The 14,950-nt window shown below is 69.3% G+C and carries 14 protein-coding genes; 4 read left to right on the top strand and 10 right to left on the bottom strand.

Features of this window, described 5'->3' with window-relative positions; genetic code table 11:
* Window positions 1-117: 117 nt before the first annotated feature.
* Entirely contained in the window at window positions 118-1,464 is a 1,347-nt protein-coding gene (locus ACWF9G_RS31120) for a TIGR03118 family protein (protein ID WP_452519667.1), read from the bottom strand.
* A 113-nt stretch (window positions 1,465-1,577) separates the two neighbouring features.
* Here ACWF9G_RS31120 and ACWF9G_RS31115 point away from each other — a divergent pair, with 113 nt between their 5' ends.
* Window positions 1,578-2,075: a peroxynitrite isomerase gene (locus ACWF9G_RS31115; RefSeq protein ID WP_452519666.1), complete on the top strand. Its 498-nt coding sequence runs from the start codon at window positions 1,578-1,580 to the stop codon at window positions 2,073-2,075.
* Window positions 2,076-2,342: 267 nt separating this feature from the next.
* Entirely contained in the window at window positions 2,343-2,546 is a 204-nt protein-coding gene (locus ACWF9G_RS31110) for a hypothetical protein (RefSeq protein ID WP_379304723.1), read from the top strand.
* On the opposite strand, the gene ACWF9G_RS31105 is transcribed toward ACWF9G_RS31110, so the two are convergent.
* The 5 genes from ACWF9G_RS31105 to dxr form a co-directional block, all read right to left on the bottom strand.
* Window positions 2,540-4,330: a penicillin-binding transpeptidase domain-containing protein gene (locus ACWF9G_RS31105; protein WP_379304721.1), complete on the bottom strand. Its 1,791-nt coding sequence runs from the start codon at window positions 4,328-4,330 to the stop codon at window positions 2,540-2,542. The genes ACWF9G_RS31110 and ACWF9G_RS31105 overlap by 7 nt on opposite strands.
* Before the next feature lie 67 nt (window positions 4,331-4,397).
* Entirely contained in the window at window positions 4,398-5,261 is an 864-nt protein-coding gene (locus tag ACWF9G_RS31100; RefSeq protein WP_379304719.1) for a GNAT family N-acetyltransferase, read from the bottom strand.
* A 156-nt stretch (window positions 5,262-5,417) separates the two neighbouring features.
* Window positions 5,418-6,572 (bottom strand): flavodoxin-dependent (E)-4-hydroxy-3-methylbut-2-enyl-diphosphate synthase, encoded by a 1,155-nt coding sequence (gene ispG / locus ACWF9G_RS31095; RefSeq protein ID WP_452519663.1) that lies wholly within the window; start codon window positions 6,570-6,572, stop codon window positions 5,418-5,420.
* A 115-nt stretch (window positions 6,573-6,687) separates the two neighbouring features.
* Complete coding sequence (locus ACWF9G_RS31090; RefSeq protein ID WP_452519662.1) at window positions 6,688-7,884, bottom strand: M50 family metallopeptidase; 1,197 nt, start codon at window positions 7,882-7,884, stop codon at window positions 6,688-6,690.
* A gap of 27 nt (window positions 7,885-7,911) precedes the next feature.
* Window positions 7,912-9,093, bottom strand: a complete 1,182-nt coding sequence (gene dxr, locus ACWF9G_RS31085) for a 1-deoxy-D-xylulose-5-phosphate reductoisomerase (protein ID WP_452519661.1) — start codon at window positions 9,091-9,093, stop codon at window positions 7,912-7,914.
* A 95-nt stretch (window positions 9,094-9,188) separates the two neighbouring features.
* Between dxr and ACWF9G_RS31080 the strand changes: the two genes are divergently transcribed.
* Complete coding sequence (locus tag ACWF9G_RS31080; RefSeq protein WP_379304711.1) at window positions 9,189-9,458, top strand: DUF2631 domain-containing protein; 270 nt, start codon at window positions 9,189-9,191, stop codon at window positions 9,456-9,458.
* A gap of 71 nt (window positions 9,459-9,529) precedes the next feature.
* On the opposite strand, the gene ACWF9G_RS31075 is transcribed toward ACWF9G_RS31080, so the two are convergent.
* From ACWF9G_RS31075 to ACWF9G_RS31060, 4 genes are all read right to left on the bottom strand, one after another.
* Window positions 9,530-10,495 (bottom strand): LysR family transcriptional regulator, encoded by a 966-nt coding sequence (locus ACWF9G_RS31075; RefSeq protein WP_452519660.1) that lies wholly within the window; start codon window positions 10,493-10,495, stop codon window positions 9,530-9,532.
* A 43-nt stretch (window positions 10,496-10,538) separates the two neighbouring features.
* Window positions 10,539-11,675 carry a protein kinase domain-containing protein gene (locus ACWF9G_RS31070; RefSeq protein WP_452519658.1) on the bottom strand — a complete coding sequence of 379 codons (1,137 nt, stop codon included), beginning with the start codon at window positions 11,673-11,675 and terminating at the stop codon, window positions 10,539-10,541.
* Window positions 11,676-11,737: 62 nt separating this feature from the next.
* A complete protein-coding gene (locus ACWF9G_RS31065) occupies window positions 11,738-13,399 on the bottom strand; it encodes a protein kinase domain-containing protein (RefSeq protein WP_452519657.1) in 1,662 nt (553 codons plus the stop codon).
* A gap of 147 nt (window positions 13,400-13,546) precedes the next feature.
* Complete coding sequence (locus ACWF9G_RS31060) at window positions 13,547-13,969, bottom strand: uL11 family ribosomal protein (protein ID WP_379030876.1); 423 nt, start codon at window positions 13,967-13,969, stop codon at window positions 13,547-13,549.
* Between the two features lie 176 nt (window positions 13,970-14,145).
* On the opposite strand from ACWF9G_RS31060, the gene ACWF9G_RS31055 reads away from it, so the two are divergent.
* Window positions 14,146-14,949: a transglutaminase-like domain-containing protein gene (locus ACWF9G_RS31055; RefSeq protein ID WP_452519656.1), complete on the top strand. Its 804-nt coding sequence runs from the start codon at window positions 14,146-14,148 to the stop codon at window positions 14,947-14,949.
* Window position 14,950: the final 1 nt, after the last annotated feature.

The raw sequence follows: 14,950 nt of genomic DNA, 5'->3' as shown, positions 1-14,950 counted from the left end.
GGAACGAAGACACCGCCGCACGCGATGGCGCACACCCGGCAATCATTCCGCCTCCACTGTCCCGCACAACAAGCCAGGACGGAAGCGATCACCCACCGGACACTCGAATTGTCCGCCCTACTGCACTCGTAGGCTGCCGAAGAGGCCGTCCTTCTCGTCCTCGGGTCCCGCCGTGAAGTACAGCGCGTTCGCATCCCCCAGGCTCTCACCGTTGCCGAACATCAGCGCCCACAGCCCGGCGATCTCGACCGGTTTCGCGTCACCGTCGCGCAGGTAGTCGACGAAGGTGCCGGTGGTGTCGTCGTAGGCCAGCACGCGGCCGAGGCCACCGAAGTTGCCGATCAGCAGCTTGCCCGAGAGCGCGCCGAAGTTCGACGGCGCGATCGCGACGCCCCACGGCGCGTTGAGCCTGCCGCCGTCGTCGATGATCCGCACCAGCTTGCCCGCGGCGTCGAATTCGGCGACCTTGCCCTTGTCCGGCTTGCCGTTCGAGGCCTTGTCGGCCTCGGCGTCGAGGGCGTCCTCTTCGGCCTTGTCGAACTTCTTCGGATCCTTCTCGTCGGGCTTTGTCACCGCGTAGGACACGAACACGCGGCTGCCGAGGGTGGTGATGTTGAACGGCGCCGGGTCGCCCGGCTTGACCTTCTTGCCCTTCTCGGGCGTCGCCGGGTCGATCACGTCGCCGGTGGCGAAGGGGTTGGCGAAACCGGTGGTCGCCACCGGCTGCCAGAACTTGTCGAACGTGCGGACCTGCGGGTCGGTGCCGAAGTCGGCGGCGAGCAGCTTGTCACCGGACGGGGCGAGCGCGATGCCGAAGAACGCCATGCCCTGCGCCGATCCGTCGAACACCTGGTTCGCGCCGCCGTCGCGGCGCACGATCGCGCCGTCGGGTGCCTGCTCGGTCCAGGCCGAGAGCTTGCCGGAGTCGGTGGCGAAGATGAAGCGCGAGGAGCCGCCGAGCGGGAGCGGCATGCCGTCGACATCGACCCACTGGTCGCGCACGGCGAACAGGTCGGAGGTGATCGGCGCCGGATTGAAGACCACGCCGGTGGTCTTGCCCGCGCTCTTGTCGGAGGTGTCGGCGTCGGCGCCGGGCACGCCGACGAGCTTGAGCTGATCCTGGAACAGCTTCTGCAGCTTGGGGTCCGACGCCGCGTGCACGTCACCGACGAACTGGTAGGACTTGCCGCCTGCGCCGACCCAGAAGTGACCGCCCGCGCCCTTGGGGCGATCGGCCAGGCCCCAGGCGTTGACCAGGTCAGGGAAAGTGAACTGGGCGTGGTAGGAGTCCTTGTTGGCCGCCAGGTTGGTCTGGCTGTACCGGTTGCCGTCGAGCGCGGCGACATCGTCGCCGGCGGTCTCGCTGCTCGAGCACGCCGCGGCAAGCAGCAGGGCCGCACCGAGAACCACACCGCGCACCAGCCCGGACCGTACCCCGCGGGTACCCCTCACATGTCCGTTCACGTTCTATCCTTTCGCCTCCGCCGGACGGCGTTTCAGGCGAGGCTGACCTTAGCCTGACGGCGGCCTCGGCGTGCCGTGACCGTCGCACCCGTGCCAGGTCTAAGCTGTCGCCCGTGGTCGAACCCTCCGCCCCCGTCGCCCCGCACCCCGACATCGCCGCCCTGGCACCGCTGCTCGGCAGCTGGCGTGGCCGCGGCCACGGCGAGTACCCGACCATCGAACCGTTCGACTATGTCGAGGAGATCATCTTCGGGCATCTCGGCAAGCCGTTCATCACCTACCGGCAGCGAACCAAGTCGGCGTCCGACGGCAGGCCGATGCACGCCGAGACCGGCTACCTGCGCTGTCCAGCGCCCGGCCGGGTCGAGCTGATGCTCGCCCACCCCACCGGGATCACCGAGATCAGCGAGGGCACGATCACCGAAACCGTCGACGGAATTCGCCTCGAATTGAACTCGACGAATATCGGCCGCTCCGGATCGGCGAAATCGGTTACCGCCCTCGGCCGCTCATTCCACGTGACCGGCGACACCATCGACTACACGCTGCGAATGGCCGCCGTCGGTGAGTCCCTGCAACATCATCTGGCCGCAACTCTGCAACGCGGGTGACCGCCGCCGAATTCGAAATATTACCCAGACACGGCCACTGAACTGCGCATTCGCGCGATCGATACCGATCATTCACCGTTTCATCACGGTCACATACCGGTTGTGTTCGAACACGCCCGCACATAACGCAACAATTAGGTGTCGCTTGCTCTCGCCGCCTGTTGCGGCTGTGATCACCGTTCTACGGTTCAAGCAACAGCTAACCGCTAGACAATCGAAAGGCTGCCCGGGAAAGCACGTCGAAACCCTGAACGAGGGAGACGGACCATGAGGCGTTCCACCCTGATCTTGACCACTGCCGGAATGATTCTGGGCGGCGCGGCCGCCATCGACCTTCTCGAGGGCGCAGGCACCAACGCCGCACCCGAACCCGCTGCGAGCTACAACGTCTCGCACAACATGGCGACAGCCCATTCCGAGAGCAGTTCCCTCGCGGTGGTGCGGCTGGCGACCGAGACCCCCGCTCAGTAGCCGGGTGGCAGCGCGGCGAACATGTCCCGGGTGACGGCGACGGCATTGTCGGAGCTGCCACCTTTGACCAGCAGCGTCGCGAACGCCATATCCCCGCGGTAGCCGACGAACCACGAGTGCGACCCGCCGTCGACCTCGGCCTCGCCGGTCTTGCCATACACCTCGCCCTGATCCCTGATCCGTTCGGCGGTGCCGCCGGTGACCACCATGCGCATCATCGAGCGCAGGCCGTCAACCACGGCCTGGTCGATCGCGGGCCGGTCACCGGTGATCTCGGTCGGCCGGCCCGCGATCAGATACGGCACCGGCGCCGACCCGTGCGCGACCGTCGCCGCCATCACCGCCATCCCGAACGGGCTCACCACCACCCGGCCCTGGCCGATGCCGTCCTCGGCACGCTGCACGAGTTCCTCGGCGGGTGGCACCGAGCCCGACATGGTCGGCAGCCCCTCCACCTGGTAATCCTGGCCGATGCCGAGACGGGCGGCGGCCTCGGTGAGGGCGGTGCTGTCGAGCCTGCTCGCCAGTCGCGCGAAGGTGGTGTTGCAGGATCGTTCGTAGGCGGTCGCCATCGGCACCTCGCCGACGGAGAAGAGGTTGTAGTTGGGGATCGTGCGCTCGCCGATGGTGGTGTGGCTCGGGCACGGCAGCACGGTCTCCGGCGTGGCGATGCCCGTCGCCATCGCGGCCGAGGCCGTCACCGTCTTGAAGATCGAGCCGGGCGGATACTGACCGCTCGTGGCCACCGGACCGTCCCGGTCGGCGTACTTGTTCTGGGCGACCGCGAGGATCGCACCGGTCGACGGGCGGATCACCACCATCATGGTCTGCTCGGTGCGCAGGTCCACCGCGTGCTGCGCGGAGTTCTGCACGAACCGGTCGATGCTCAGCGCGAACGACGGTGCGGGCTGGGCCGGAACCTCGTGCAGCACATCGAGATCGGCGCCGTTGGCATTGCGGGTGACCACACTCCAGCCCGCCTTGCCGTCGACCTCGGCGATCACCGTCTTGCGGACCTGAGTCAGCAGGTCGGGCGCGAACTTGCGATCGGTGGGCACCATGTCCCACTCCTGGGTCAGGGTGACCCCGGGCAACCCGATCAGTTCACCACCGATGGTCTCGGCCTCGTACTCGTTGAGCAGGATCACCGAATGCGGCCCCTCGGCCTTGCGCGCGGCGGTCAGGATCGACTGCGGGGTATAGGCGACCGGATCGATCCGGCTCAGTGCCGCGGCGAGTGCCCCGGCCACCCGGTCCGGGTCGGCGGCCTTCGCCACGTCGAAGCGAACGCGGGACACCTTGCCCGGCACCAGGACATCGCTGCCCGCCGATTCGTTGACCCGCGCGCGCGGCGCAGGCGCGGTGCGCAGTTCCAGCGCCTGGGTGTCGCCGAGTTTGGGGTGGATGTCGGCCGAGGTCCAGCGGACCAGCCAGCGGCCACCGCTGCGGCCCATCTGCAGTTCGCCGGTGTAGGTCCACTGGCGTCCCTTGGGCAGGGTCCAGGCGTAGGTGTAGTCGACCGTGGCGGTGTCACCGCTGACGCGGGCGTCGCCGGTCCTGATCTCCAGCTTCTCGGCCTGCAGCGCCTGCCACGTCGAAGTCAGTGCGGCCGTTGCCTTCTCGGGCGAGGTGGTCAGCCCGGCGGCCGCGACGAGATCGCGGTCGGCGAACGCCTCGGCGAAGGCGTCGGCGGCGGGCACCGGTCCCTGCGGGCCGGAGGAGCAGGCGGTCGCCGCCACCGCGAGGGCGGCCACCGCGAACGTGGTTACCATCCGTGTCCTCATCGGCACCGATCGTAGCGGCGACCGGGCGGCAAACCCCGGATGACGGCGCCGTACACGCGCGGAGGATTCAGTCGACGAGCACCGTGGCGAAGGTGGCGATCTGGCGGAAACCCACACGGCTGTAGGCACGTCGGGCGATCTGGTTGTAGTCGTTGACATACAGACTGGCCGTACGTCCCGTCGCGACAACAGCATTCGCGACCGTGGCCGTGCCCGCCGTGCCGACGCCGGAGCCACGGAACTCGGGATGCACCCACACGCCCTGGATCTGGCCGGTCCGCCGCGACAGCGCGCCGATCTCGGCCTTGTAGACGACCACGCCGTCCTCGAAACGTGCCCAGGCCCTTCCTGATTCGATCAGGCTCTTGATCCGCCGCCGATAGCCGCGGCCGCCGTCGCCCGCGCGCGGGTCGACGCCGACCTCCTCGATGAACATCGCGATGGCGGCGGTCAGGTAGCGATCGATCTCGTCGGGCCTGACCCGGCGCACTCCGCCGTCGGGCCTGGCCAGCGCGGGCGAGGCGAGCGCGAGCAGTGGCTGATCGGCACGCAGATCCCGGGCGGGCCCCCACTTGGGCAGCAGCAGTTCCCACAGCGGCAGCGCGAGTTCCTGCCTGCCGACCACCGAGGAACACACCCGCGGCCAGCGCGCCGCGCGTTCGGCGAACGCGCGAAGGGCCTGCTGGTCACCGCGCAGCGGCATCAGGTTCGCGCCGGAGAAGCACAGCGAATCCGCGGGCCCGCCGCGGCTCCACAACTCGCCGAGACCGGAGCGCGCGTCCAGACCGAACTCCTGGACCCTGGCGGCGATCATGCAGGAGGCCACCGGGTCTGCGTCCAGGACACGCAGCACCTCGGCCAGATCTCGGACGGACACCGGGCGCGCAGGCGCGGTTTTGGACCGTCGCGTCGGCTCCAGCAGACTCCGCACGGCACCAGCCTGCCACGAAAGCACGCCGAGTGGTACGGGTCCGCGGAATCCGACACCCGACCGTGAAAGCGCGGCTAGGTCACCCGGCTGCATCGAATCGTCGGGTTCGCGAGGGCCTACGGGGTAACGCTGCGCTACCGCCTCCGGCCCGCCGTCTCACCCGACGGTGACGACCGGCTCGCCGCCGGGCTGCTCGCCCATCTCCTCGGCGATGCGCATCGCCTCTTCGATCAGCGTCTCCACGATCTGGGCTTCCGGCACGGTCTTGATGACCTCGCCCTTGACGAAGATCTGGCCCTTGCCGTTGCCCGAGGCGACACCGAGATCGGCCTCACGCGCCTCGCCGGGACCGTTCACGACGCAGCCCATCACCGCGACCCGCAACGGCACCTCGAGCCCGTCCAGGCCCGCGGCGACCGCGTCGGCGAGGGTGTAGACGTCGACCTGGGCGCGACCGCACGACGGGCACGACACGATCTCGAGCTTGCGCGGGCGCAGGTTCAGCGACTGCAGGATCTGGCCGCCGACCTTGACCTCCTCGGCGGGCGGCGCCGACAGCGAGACCCGGATCGTGTCACCGATGCCCTCGCTGAGCAGCGCGCCGAAGGCCACCGCCGACTTGATCGTGCCCTGGAACGCGGGGCCCGCCTCGGTGACGCCGAGGTGCAGCGGGTAATCGCTCTGCGCGGCCAGCTGCCGGTAGGCCTCCACCATGATCACCGGGTCGTTGTGCTTGACCGAGATCTTGATGTCGCCGAACCCGTGGTCCTCGAACAGGCTCGCCTCCCACAGCGCCGACTCGACGAGCGCTTCCGGGGTGGCCTTGCCGTACTTCTCCAGCATCCGCTTGTCCAGCGAACCGGCGTTGACGCCGATGCGGATCGGGATGCCCGCGGCGCCCGCGGCCTTGGCGACCTCGCCGACCCGGCCGTCGAACTCCTTGATGTTGCCCGGGTTCACCCGGACCGCGGCGCACCCGGCGTCGATCGCGGCGAAGATGTAGCGCGGCTGGAAGTGGATGTCGGCGATCACCGGGATCTGCGACTTCTTCGCGATCGTGGCGAGCGCGTCGGCGTCTTCCTGGCGCGGACACGCCACCCGGACGATGTCGCAGCCCGACGCGGTCAGCTCGGCGATCTGCTGCAGCGTCGCGTTGATGTCATGGGTCTTGGTGGTGGTCATCGACTGCACCGAAATCGGCGAGTCGCTGCCGACGCCGACATTGCCCACCTTCAGCTGGCGGGTCTTGCGCCGCGGTGCGAGAACAGCAACGGGGGCGGCGGGCATCCCCAATCCGATTGTGCTGGTCACGTTCGGCTGCCTTCTTTCGTACGTGTGTCGATTCGACCGGGATTGTTGCTGCCGAGCTTAGTCGCGCCGGTACCAGGGGCGCCCTGTGAGGGGCACGACAACGGGCTGACGCGGATCAGGGTAGGCGGATCGGGTTGACGATGTCGGCGGCCAGGGTCAGCAGCATGAACGCACCACCGATCACCACCGCCACATACGTCACGGGGAGCAGTTTCAGATAGTCCACCGGACCGGCTGGGGCCTTGCCACGCCACGACCGGATCGTGTCCCTGGCCTTCTCGTAGAGCACGACCGCGATGTGCCCGCCGTCCAGCGGGAGCAACGGCAGCAGGTTGAACGCGCCGAGGAAGAAGTTCAGGCTGGCCAGGACCAGGATGAACATGCCCCACAGGCCACGTTCGGCGGTCTCGCCACCGATGCGGCTGGCGCCGTAGACGCTGACCGGGGTCTCCGGATCACGTTCACCGCCGGTGACCGCCTCCCACAGCGCCGACACCTTCTGCGGCATCTTCGCCAGCGACTTCACCGTCTCGATGAAGAAGTCGCCGGTGAACGAGATGGTCGCCGGGATCGCGGCGATCGGGCCGTATTGCTGCGGCTCCGCGAAGTCCGGGCCGACACCGACCGCGCTCACCTCGCGGCTGGGGCCCTCCTTCGGGTACCGCATCGTGCGCTCCGGGGTCACCGGCACCGTCAGCGTCTTGCCGTCGCGCTCGATCGTGTAGGTGAAGGTGCCGGTCTGCTTCTGCGTCTCGGCCTGGAACTGCACCCAGGTCGTCACCGGCACACCGTTCACGGCGGTCACGACGTCACCGCGCTGCAGACCGGCCCGCTGCGCCGGACCCGCGCCGGCACACGGCTGCATCGTCTGATCGGGATTCTGCTGCGCGACGCAGCTCATCGAGCCCAGCGACGTCGCGGGCGGCTGCTCGAGCTGCGGCAGACCCCAGCCGATCGCCAGGACGACCAGCAGCACGAAGCCGAGCAGGAAGTTCATCGCGATACCGCCGAACATCACGACCAGGCGCTTCCAGGTCGACTGGCGATACATCGCCCGGTCGACCTCTTCGGGCTCGAGCTCGTCTAGCGCGGTCATGCCCGCGATGTCGCAGAAGCCGCCGAGCGGCAGTGCCTTGAGGCCGTACTCGGTCTCACCACGGCGGAACGAGAACACCTTGGGTCCGAAACCGATGAAGTAGCGGCGCACCTTCATGCCGGTGGCCTGCGCCGCCCACATGTGCCCGCACTCGTGCAGCGCGATCGAGATCGTGATACCGAGGGCGAACAGCGCGAACCCCAGCGCGAATACCATCTGGCTCCTGTGTCGATTCGCGTCGTGTCAGGACGCGATGATTTCCGTGGCGTACTGCCGTGCCCAGCGGTCGGCCGCGAGGACGTCGTCCAGGGTATCGGGTTCCGCCTGCCAGCGGTCGGCGGCCTCTACCGCCTGTGTGACGGTGCGCACGATCGCGGGAAAGCTGATCTTGCCGTCGAGGAAGGCCTGCACCGCGACCTCGTTGGCGGCGTTGTAGACGGCGGTGACGCTGCCACCCGCCTCGCCCGCCTGCCTGGCCAGGCGCACGGCGGGGAAGACCTTGTCGTCGACCGGTTCGAACGTCCAGGTCGACGCGGTGCCGAAGTCGCACGCGGCGGCCGCGCCGGGGACCCGGTCGGGCCAGCCGAGAGCAAGGGCGATGGGCAGCTTCATGTCCGGCGGGCTGGCCTGGGCGAGGGTGGAGCCGTCGGTGAAGGTGACCATGGAGTGCACGATCGACTGGGGGTGCACGGTGACGTCGATGCGGTCGTAGGGGACACCGAAGAGCAGGTGGGTCTCGATCAGCTCGAGGCCCTTGTTCACCAGCGACGCCGAGTTGAGGGTGTTCATCGGGCCCATCGACCAGGTCGGGTGGGTCTTGGCCTCGGCGGGATTCACCGATTCGAGCATCTCGGCGGTCCAGCCGCGGAACGGCCCGCCCGAAGCGGTGAGAACCAGACGCGCGACTTCCTCGGCCCGGCCGCCGCGCAGACATTGCGCGAGCGCGGAGTGCTCGGAATCGACCGGGACGATCTGGCCGGGCGCGGCCGCGCGGGTCACCAGCGAACCGCCGGCGACGAGAGATTCCTTGTTGGCCAGCGCGAGCCGGGTCCCCGCTTCCAGCGTGGCCAGGGTAGGGCCGAGGCCCAGCGAGCCGACCAGGGCGTTGAGCACGACATCGGCGTCGGTGCGGCGCACGAGTTCGGTCGCGGCCTCGGGGCCGCCGAGCTCGAGGTCGAGCGCCCGCGCGGCGGCGGGATCGGCGACGGCGACATTGCGGGTGCCGGTGGCCGCCATCTGCTCCGCGAGCAGGGCGGTGTTGCCACCGCGCGCGGCGAGGCCGACCACCTCGAAGCGGTCGGGGTTGGCGGCGATCACCTCTAGCGCCTGGGTACCGATCGAACCGGTACTGCCGAGGAGCAGCACCTTCACCCGGTCGGCGGACGTGGAGCGGCCTTGTGCGGCACGCGTTGCTGGGTGGGACACGGCCCCATTGTGGCAGGGCTGCTGGCTACGACGGACGGTCGTATGCCACGATATGACCACTCGCCCAACCAGAACTCGAGCCCTAAGGAGCGATCGTGGCCGCCACGGACCTCGAAAAAGCCAGCACCGAGCGCGCCGTCGCCACCAGCGTCGACCCCGCCGAGGTGCCCTCGGCCGCATGGGGCTGGAGCGGTGAGTCGCGCAAGACCTTCCGCATCGCGGGCTGGGTCGTCGTCGTGGCCCTGCTCGGCATGACCATCGGCAACCACCAGGGCCACGTGGAGGACATCTTCCTCATCGGCTTGGCCGGTCTGCTCGCGGGGATCATGGTCGTCGACTCGCTCACCCGGCGCGTCCCGAGGTAGCACTCCGGCACGAAACCTCCGCCTGCGGCCGCAACATCGTTGCGCCGCAGGCGTTTTCGTGTATCCGCAGGTCAGCGACCGCGCCGGGCGCCCGGCTTGCGCCCCTTGGCCTGACGCGTGGGCTGCTGCTTGGCCGCCGGCTTCTTGGGCGTGTTCTTGCGCGCGGGTTTCGCCGCGGCGCGCCGCTCCGGTTCCGCGGCGGCGACACCGCGGGAACTGTTCGCCGAGCGGCCGCGCACGATCCCCACGAACTCCTCGAGCAGTGCGCTGTCGGTGCCCGCGGGCCAGGCCAGGGCGATCTCGGTGAACTCGGTGTCGCTGATGGGGCGGTACACCAGATCGCGGCGGTGATGCAGGCGCGCGATCGACTGCGGCACGATCGTCGCGCCGCCGACGGCGGCGACCAGCGCGAGCGTGTCGACGGCCTGGTCGATGTCGCTGCCGTCCTGGACGCGTTCCTCGGCCAGATCGGCGGGGCTGATCGTCTCCAGCAGCGAGAGCGCGTCGTCCTTCTGCACGACCGCGACCGGCGTCTCCTGCCACAGCGGGATCGCGTTCATCGCGGTCCGGTCGATCGGCAACCGCACGAAGCACAGATCGATCCGGCCCTCGCGCAGCGCGGACTCCTGCTCCCCCTGCGCGACCCCGACGACCTCGAGCGGATGCTCCGGCAGCCGGTCACCCCAGATCCGCGCCCACTTCGACACGGTGACACCGGGCACGAACCCGACCCGCAGACTCGCAGGCGCTTCCGGCTTCTGCTCGCGCTCGGCCTGCTCCTGCGCGCTGATCAACGCCCTGGCATGGTTCAGCAGCGCGGCGCCGTCCTCGGTCAGCTGGGTCGGCGAGGCACCCGGCACGAAAACCTTTGTCCCGAGCTCGTTCTCCAGCTCGATGACGGTGGCGCTCAAGGCCTGCCGGGAGATCCGCAAGCCCTTCGCGGCCCGCGCGAAATGCAGTTCCTCGGCGACCGCGACGAAGCGACGCAGCCGGGCGAGGTCGACGGAGTCGGCGGCGGTGACATCGAAGTCGCTCATTCTGACCAGAATATGGCACCCGCCGCGGCGGCCTGCCGCCCGATCACAGGTTCGACAGCAACCAGACCACGCCGATGACCGACCCGATGACGGCGATCCAGATCAGGAAGGTGCCGAACATCGATCCCCACCCGCCACGCGACGGTGCCGGATACGGTGCCGGTGGCCGCATCGGCGGCCGCTGCTGCCAGGCCGCCGGGGCGACGGGGCGAGGGGCCATCGGCTGGTACGGGTTCACCGGCGCCGGACGCGGTGCGCCCGGCACGTTGACCGGGCTCATCGGCGTCATCCCGACGAACGGCTGGGCGTGCGCCCCCGACGTGGGTGCCGCCGTCGGCCGCGCTCCGGTGGTCCCGGTGCGCAGTGCCCGTTGCACGGCGTCGACGAACTCCTCGCACGAGGTGAACCGGTCGGCGGGCCGCTTGGCGAGCGCACGCGCCATCACGGCGTCGAGCACCGGCGGCAGCCCGGCCCGGCGCGGGCTCACCGGCGGGGGCGGGGCCTGCAGATGCCCGGTGATGACGGCGGCCGGGCTCGCGGCCTCGTACGGCGCGGTGCCGGTCAGCAGCGAGAACAGCGTGCAGGCCAGCGCGTACTGGTCGGCACGGTGATCGAGGGCGGCGCCGGTGAGCTGCTCGGGCGCGGCGTAGGCGAGCGTGGCGGTGAACGACCCTGTCTCGGTCAGGTGCCCGGAGTCGTCGCGCAGCCGGGCGATCCCGAAATCGGTGAGATACACCCGTTCCTGGCTGTTGGACCGTGCCAGCAGGATATTGGCCGGCTTCACGTCGCGGTGCAGTACGCCCGCGCGATGCGCGTAGTCCAGCGCGGCGGCGGTCTCGCCGATGATCTGCACCGCCCGGTCCGGCGGTAAGGTCCGCGGGTCCAGCGTGGAGGCGTCGACCCCGTCGATGTACTGCATGCTGATCCACAGCTGATCGCCCTCGACGCCGCGGTCGAAGACGGTCACGATGTTCGGATGGTCGAGCTGGGCGACCAGGTCGGCTTCCCGCTCGAACCTGGCCCTGATCTCGGAGTCGGAGTACAGCTCCTGATTCAGCAGCTTCAGCGCGGTCCACCGCGGCAGCCGCGGATGCCTGGCCAGATACACCGACCCCATCCCGCCACGGCCCAGCTGCCGGTCGATCGTGTATCCGGCGAATACCGTCCCGTCAGAAACCACTCTGACCCCCGAATCTCGCTCGTCGTCCGACGGGTGTGGACCCTACCAAACGGCGCCCTCTGTCACAGGGGGGCTTTGGCCATCCGCGTGACCAGATCGTCGAGCCACCGCTGGTTGTCGCCCTTGTTGCCGCGCGCCGCCGGCATCGCCAGCAGCACGAAACGGGCATGGTCAGGATTGGTGAAAGTCGAGATGACCGTGGCCTTCTCGCCGTCGTACCGGTCGGTGCAGATGAGTCGATGTTCCTGCCGCGTGCCGACGGTGACCGTACCTCGATCGGTCGACGCCGCGGTGAAGGCGCTCACCGCGGACCGGGCGGCATCGACGGTGCCGAAACTGTAGAAGCGGTAGGCGAAGGTGTCGTCGCCGGGGCCGAGACACTCCCATCGAGCCTGCCAGCCGTTGAAACTCCGCTCCGCGCCTTTGTCGATCGCGTAGAACGATTTCCACACCGGCGCGCCCTTGCACGTGGTGCCCCCGTATCCGTCGTTCTTGTCCGACGACGCAGGCAGCATTCCGGGGAACGTCTCGGACATGGCGGTCAGGTCGCGGTGGCCGCGGGATCGCTCGAGTTGCTGCGCAACGAATCCGGTGTCGTCCTGCCATGCCCAGACGCCGCCGCCCAGCAGGAGCACGCACACGATCGCCAGGGCGACCAGTCGACCGGTGCGCCTGCGCGGCGGCGGAGCCTGGCCCTGCGGATACGGGCGCGGACCAGCGGCGCCCGGCCGCGGTGCGTAGCCGTGATACGGCGGCGCCGGATTTCCCGACGGCGGCCGAGCGAGCCCCGGATAGGGTTGCGGCGCTGCGTGTTGCGGTGCCGGGAGTGCCGGACCGTAAGGACTCGGCTGAGCGAACTGCGGCATCGACGACCCGGCGAAGACCGTGGGTTGTGCACCGGTCCCGCCCAGGGCACGACGGGCCGCGGCGGCGAATTCCGCACAGGAGTCGAAGCGATCGGACGCGCGCTTGGCCAGTGCGCGGGCGAGCACCGCGTCCAGTGCCGCAGGCAGTTCGGGCCGGTGCCCGCGCACCGACGGCGGCGGCGATTGCAAGTGGCCCTGGATCACCAGGACCGGATTGGTCGCCTCGTACGGCGCGACGCCGGTCAGCAACGAGTACAGCGTGCAAGCCAGCGAGTACTGGTCGGAGCGATGGTCCAGATGGGCACCGGTGAGCTGTTCCGGCGACGCATAGGCCAGCGTGGCGGTGAAAGTGCCGGTCTGGGTGAGGTGGTGGACGTCGTCGCGCGGACGGGCGATGCCGAAGTCGGTGAGCAGGACCCGGTCCCTGCCGTCCGCGCCGGCCAGCAGGATATTGGCGGGTTTCACGTCGCGATGCAGGACGCCGTTGCGGTGGGCGTGGTCGAGCGCGGCCGCGGTGCCCTCGACGATGTGCAGGGCCCGCTCAGCGGGAACGGGGTGCTCGATGGTCGCCGCGTCGACACCGTCGACGAACTGCATGCTGATCCACAGCCGCCCGTCGTCGACGCCGCGGTCGTATACCGTGACGATGTTCGGGTGCTCCAGCTGTGCCGCCAGATCGGCTTCGCGTTCGAATCGCGCACGAATCTCGGTGTCGGCGAACAACTCCGGATTCAGCAGCTTGAGCGCGGTCTGCCGCGGTAGCCGGGGGTGGCGGGCCAGGTACACCGACCCCATGCCACCCTGACCCAGCCTGCGTTCGATCGCGTATCCGGCGAAGACGTCGCCCGTCGCAAGCATGCTTCCCCCGTTGTCCCGCCGAATCGGTTCCACGCCGACGGCGGGCATCCGCCGCTTCGGCCGTCACCAACTTAACGTCTGGACGGGTCGCGCCGGGCATCTGTGTCCCCGCGCAGACGAGCACAGGATCGAGTTCGGCGGCAGAGGTCAGTCCTCGATCCGCACACCCATCGATCGGGCGGTCCCCGCGACGATGCGCATCGCCGCCTCCACGTCGGTGGTGTTCAGGTCGGGAAGTTTGCGGATCGCGATGCGCCGCAACTGTTCTCGCGAGAGTGCGCCGACCGGCTTGTGGCCGGGCTGGGGTGAACCGGGCGTGCCGAGGGCCTTGCGGATCAGCGAAGCGGTTGGCGGCGTCTTGAGCCGCATGGTCCAGCGTTTGCGGGCATCGATCGTGATGACCGCGGGGATGATCTCCCCACGCCGATCCGCGGTCGCCGCGTCGTACCGGCGTTTGACTTCGAACGGCGGGATGCCGGTGGGACCGAGCATCTTGCCGAGGATCATGAGGGAGGCATTGCCCGCCTCGAGTTCGAGAGTGACTGTGACAGAGGCTGTTCCGCGCGCCATAGTCAACCATCTCGGACGCGGGCCTCGATCCGGTCCCACCCCGGTAACGCCTGGGCCGCAACGTGTTCGAGCTCCGTGCGCAGTCCCGGCGTCATGAGCCGGGCCAGCAGGGCCGCGATCCGGCACGAGGTCGTGTTCGAGTCGCCCCGCGCCTGTCCGCCTGGCAGGCTGGAGCGGTGAAACGTGACGTTTCCGCCACCCTGGAGATCGCGGTCCACGCCGACACGGTCCTGCAATGGCAGATCGCCGTCGCCCGGCAACCGGGCATCGACCTGGTCGAGTCCATGACGTGCGTGCTCGACGGGGAGTTCCTCACCCCGCGCGAGGTGATCGGACCGCACCATTCCCGGCTCCATGTGCTCGAGGCACGCGCAGGCACGCTCCGCCTCGACTATCAGGCGACGGTGTTCGGCGTAGCCGTTCCCGCACCGGCGACAGACTATGAGATCGCGCTGTACCGACGCCCCAGCCGCTACGCCGAATCGGACAAGCTCCTCGGCTTCGCCGCCGCCGAATTCGGTTACGGCATCGTTGATCCGGACATGCCCGCCCGCGTCGCGGCCTGGGTGGGCAGGCGCATCTCCTACGTCTCGGGCAGCAGCGCGCCGATCGACGGCGCGGTCGAAACGCTACTGTCCGGAACCGGCGTCTGCCGCGACTTCTCCCACCTGGTGGTGGCGCTGCTGCGCGCGGTCGGCGTCCCAGCCCGGGTGGCGGCGGTCTATGCCCCCGGCTGCGTGCCGATGGACTTCCACGCCGTCGCCGAGGCCTACGTCGACGGCGCGTGGCGCACCCTGGATCCGACCTGTCTCGCGCCGCGCTCGAGCCTGGTCCGCATCGCCACCGGCCGCGACGCCTCCGATATCGCCTTCCTGGACAACCACGGCGGCGACATCACCCTGAACTCGATGTCGGTGCGGGCCTTCGTCGACGGCCCGCTGCCCTACGACGACTTCGTGCGGCCGATCAGCATCGAATAGC

The sequence above is a fragment of the Nocardia sp. NPDC055029 genome, from assembly GCF_053608525.1.
The sequence above is the reverse complement of the archived record's forward strand: the minus strand, read 5'-3'. Positions and strand labels throughout refer to the sequence as shown.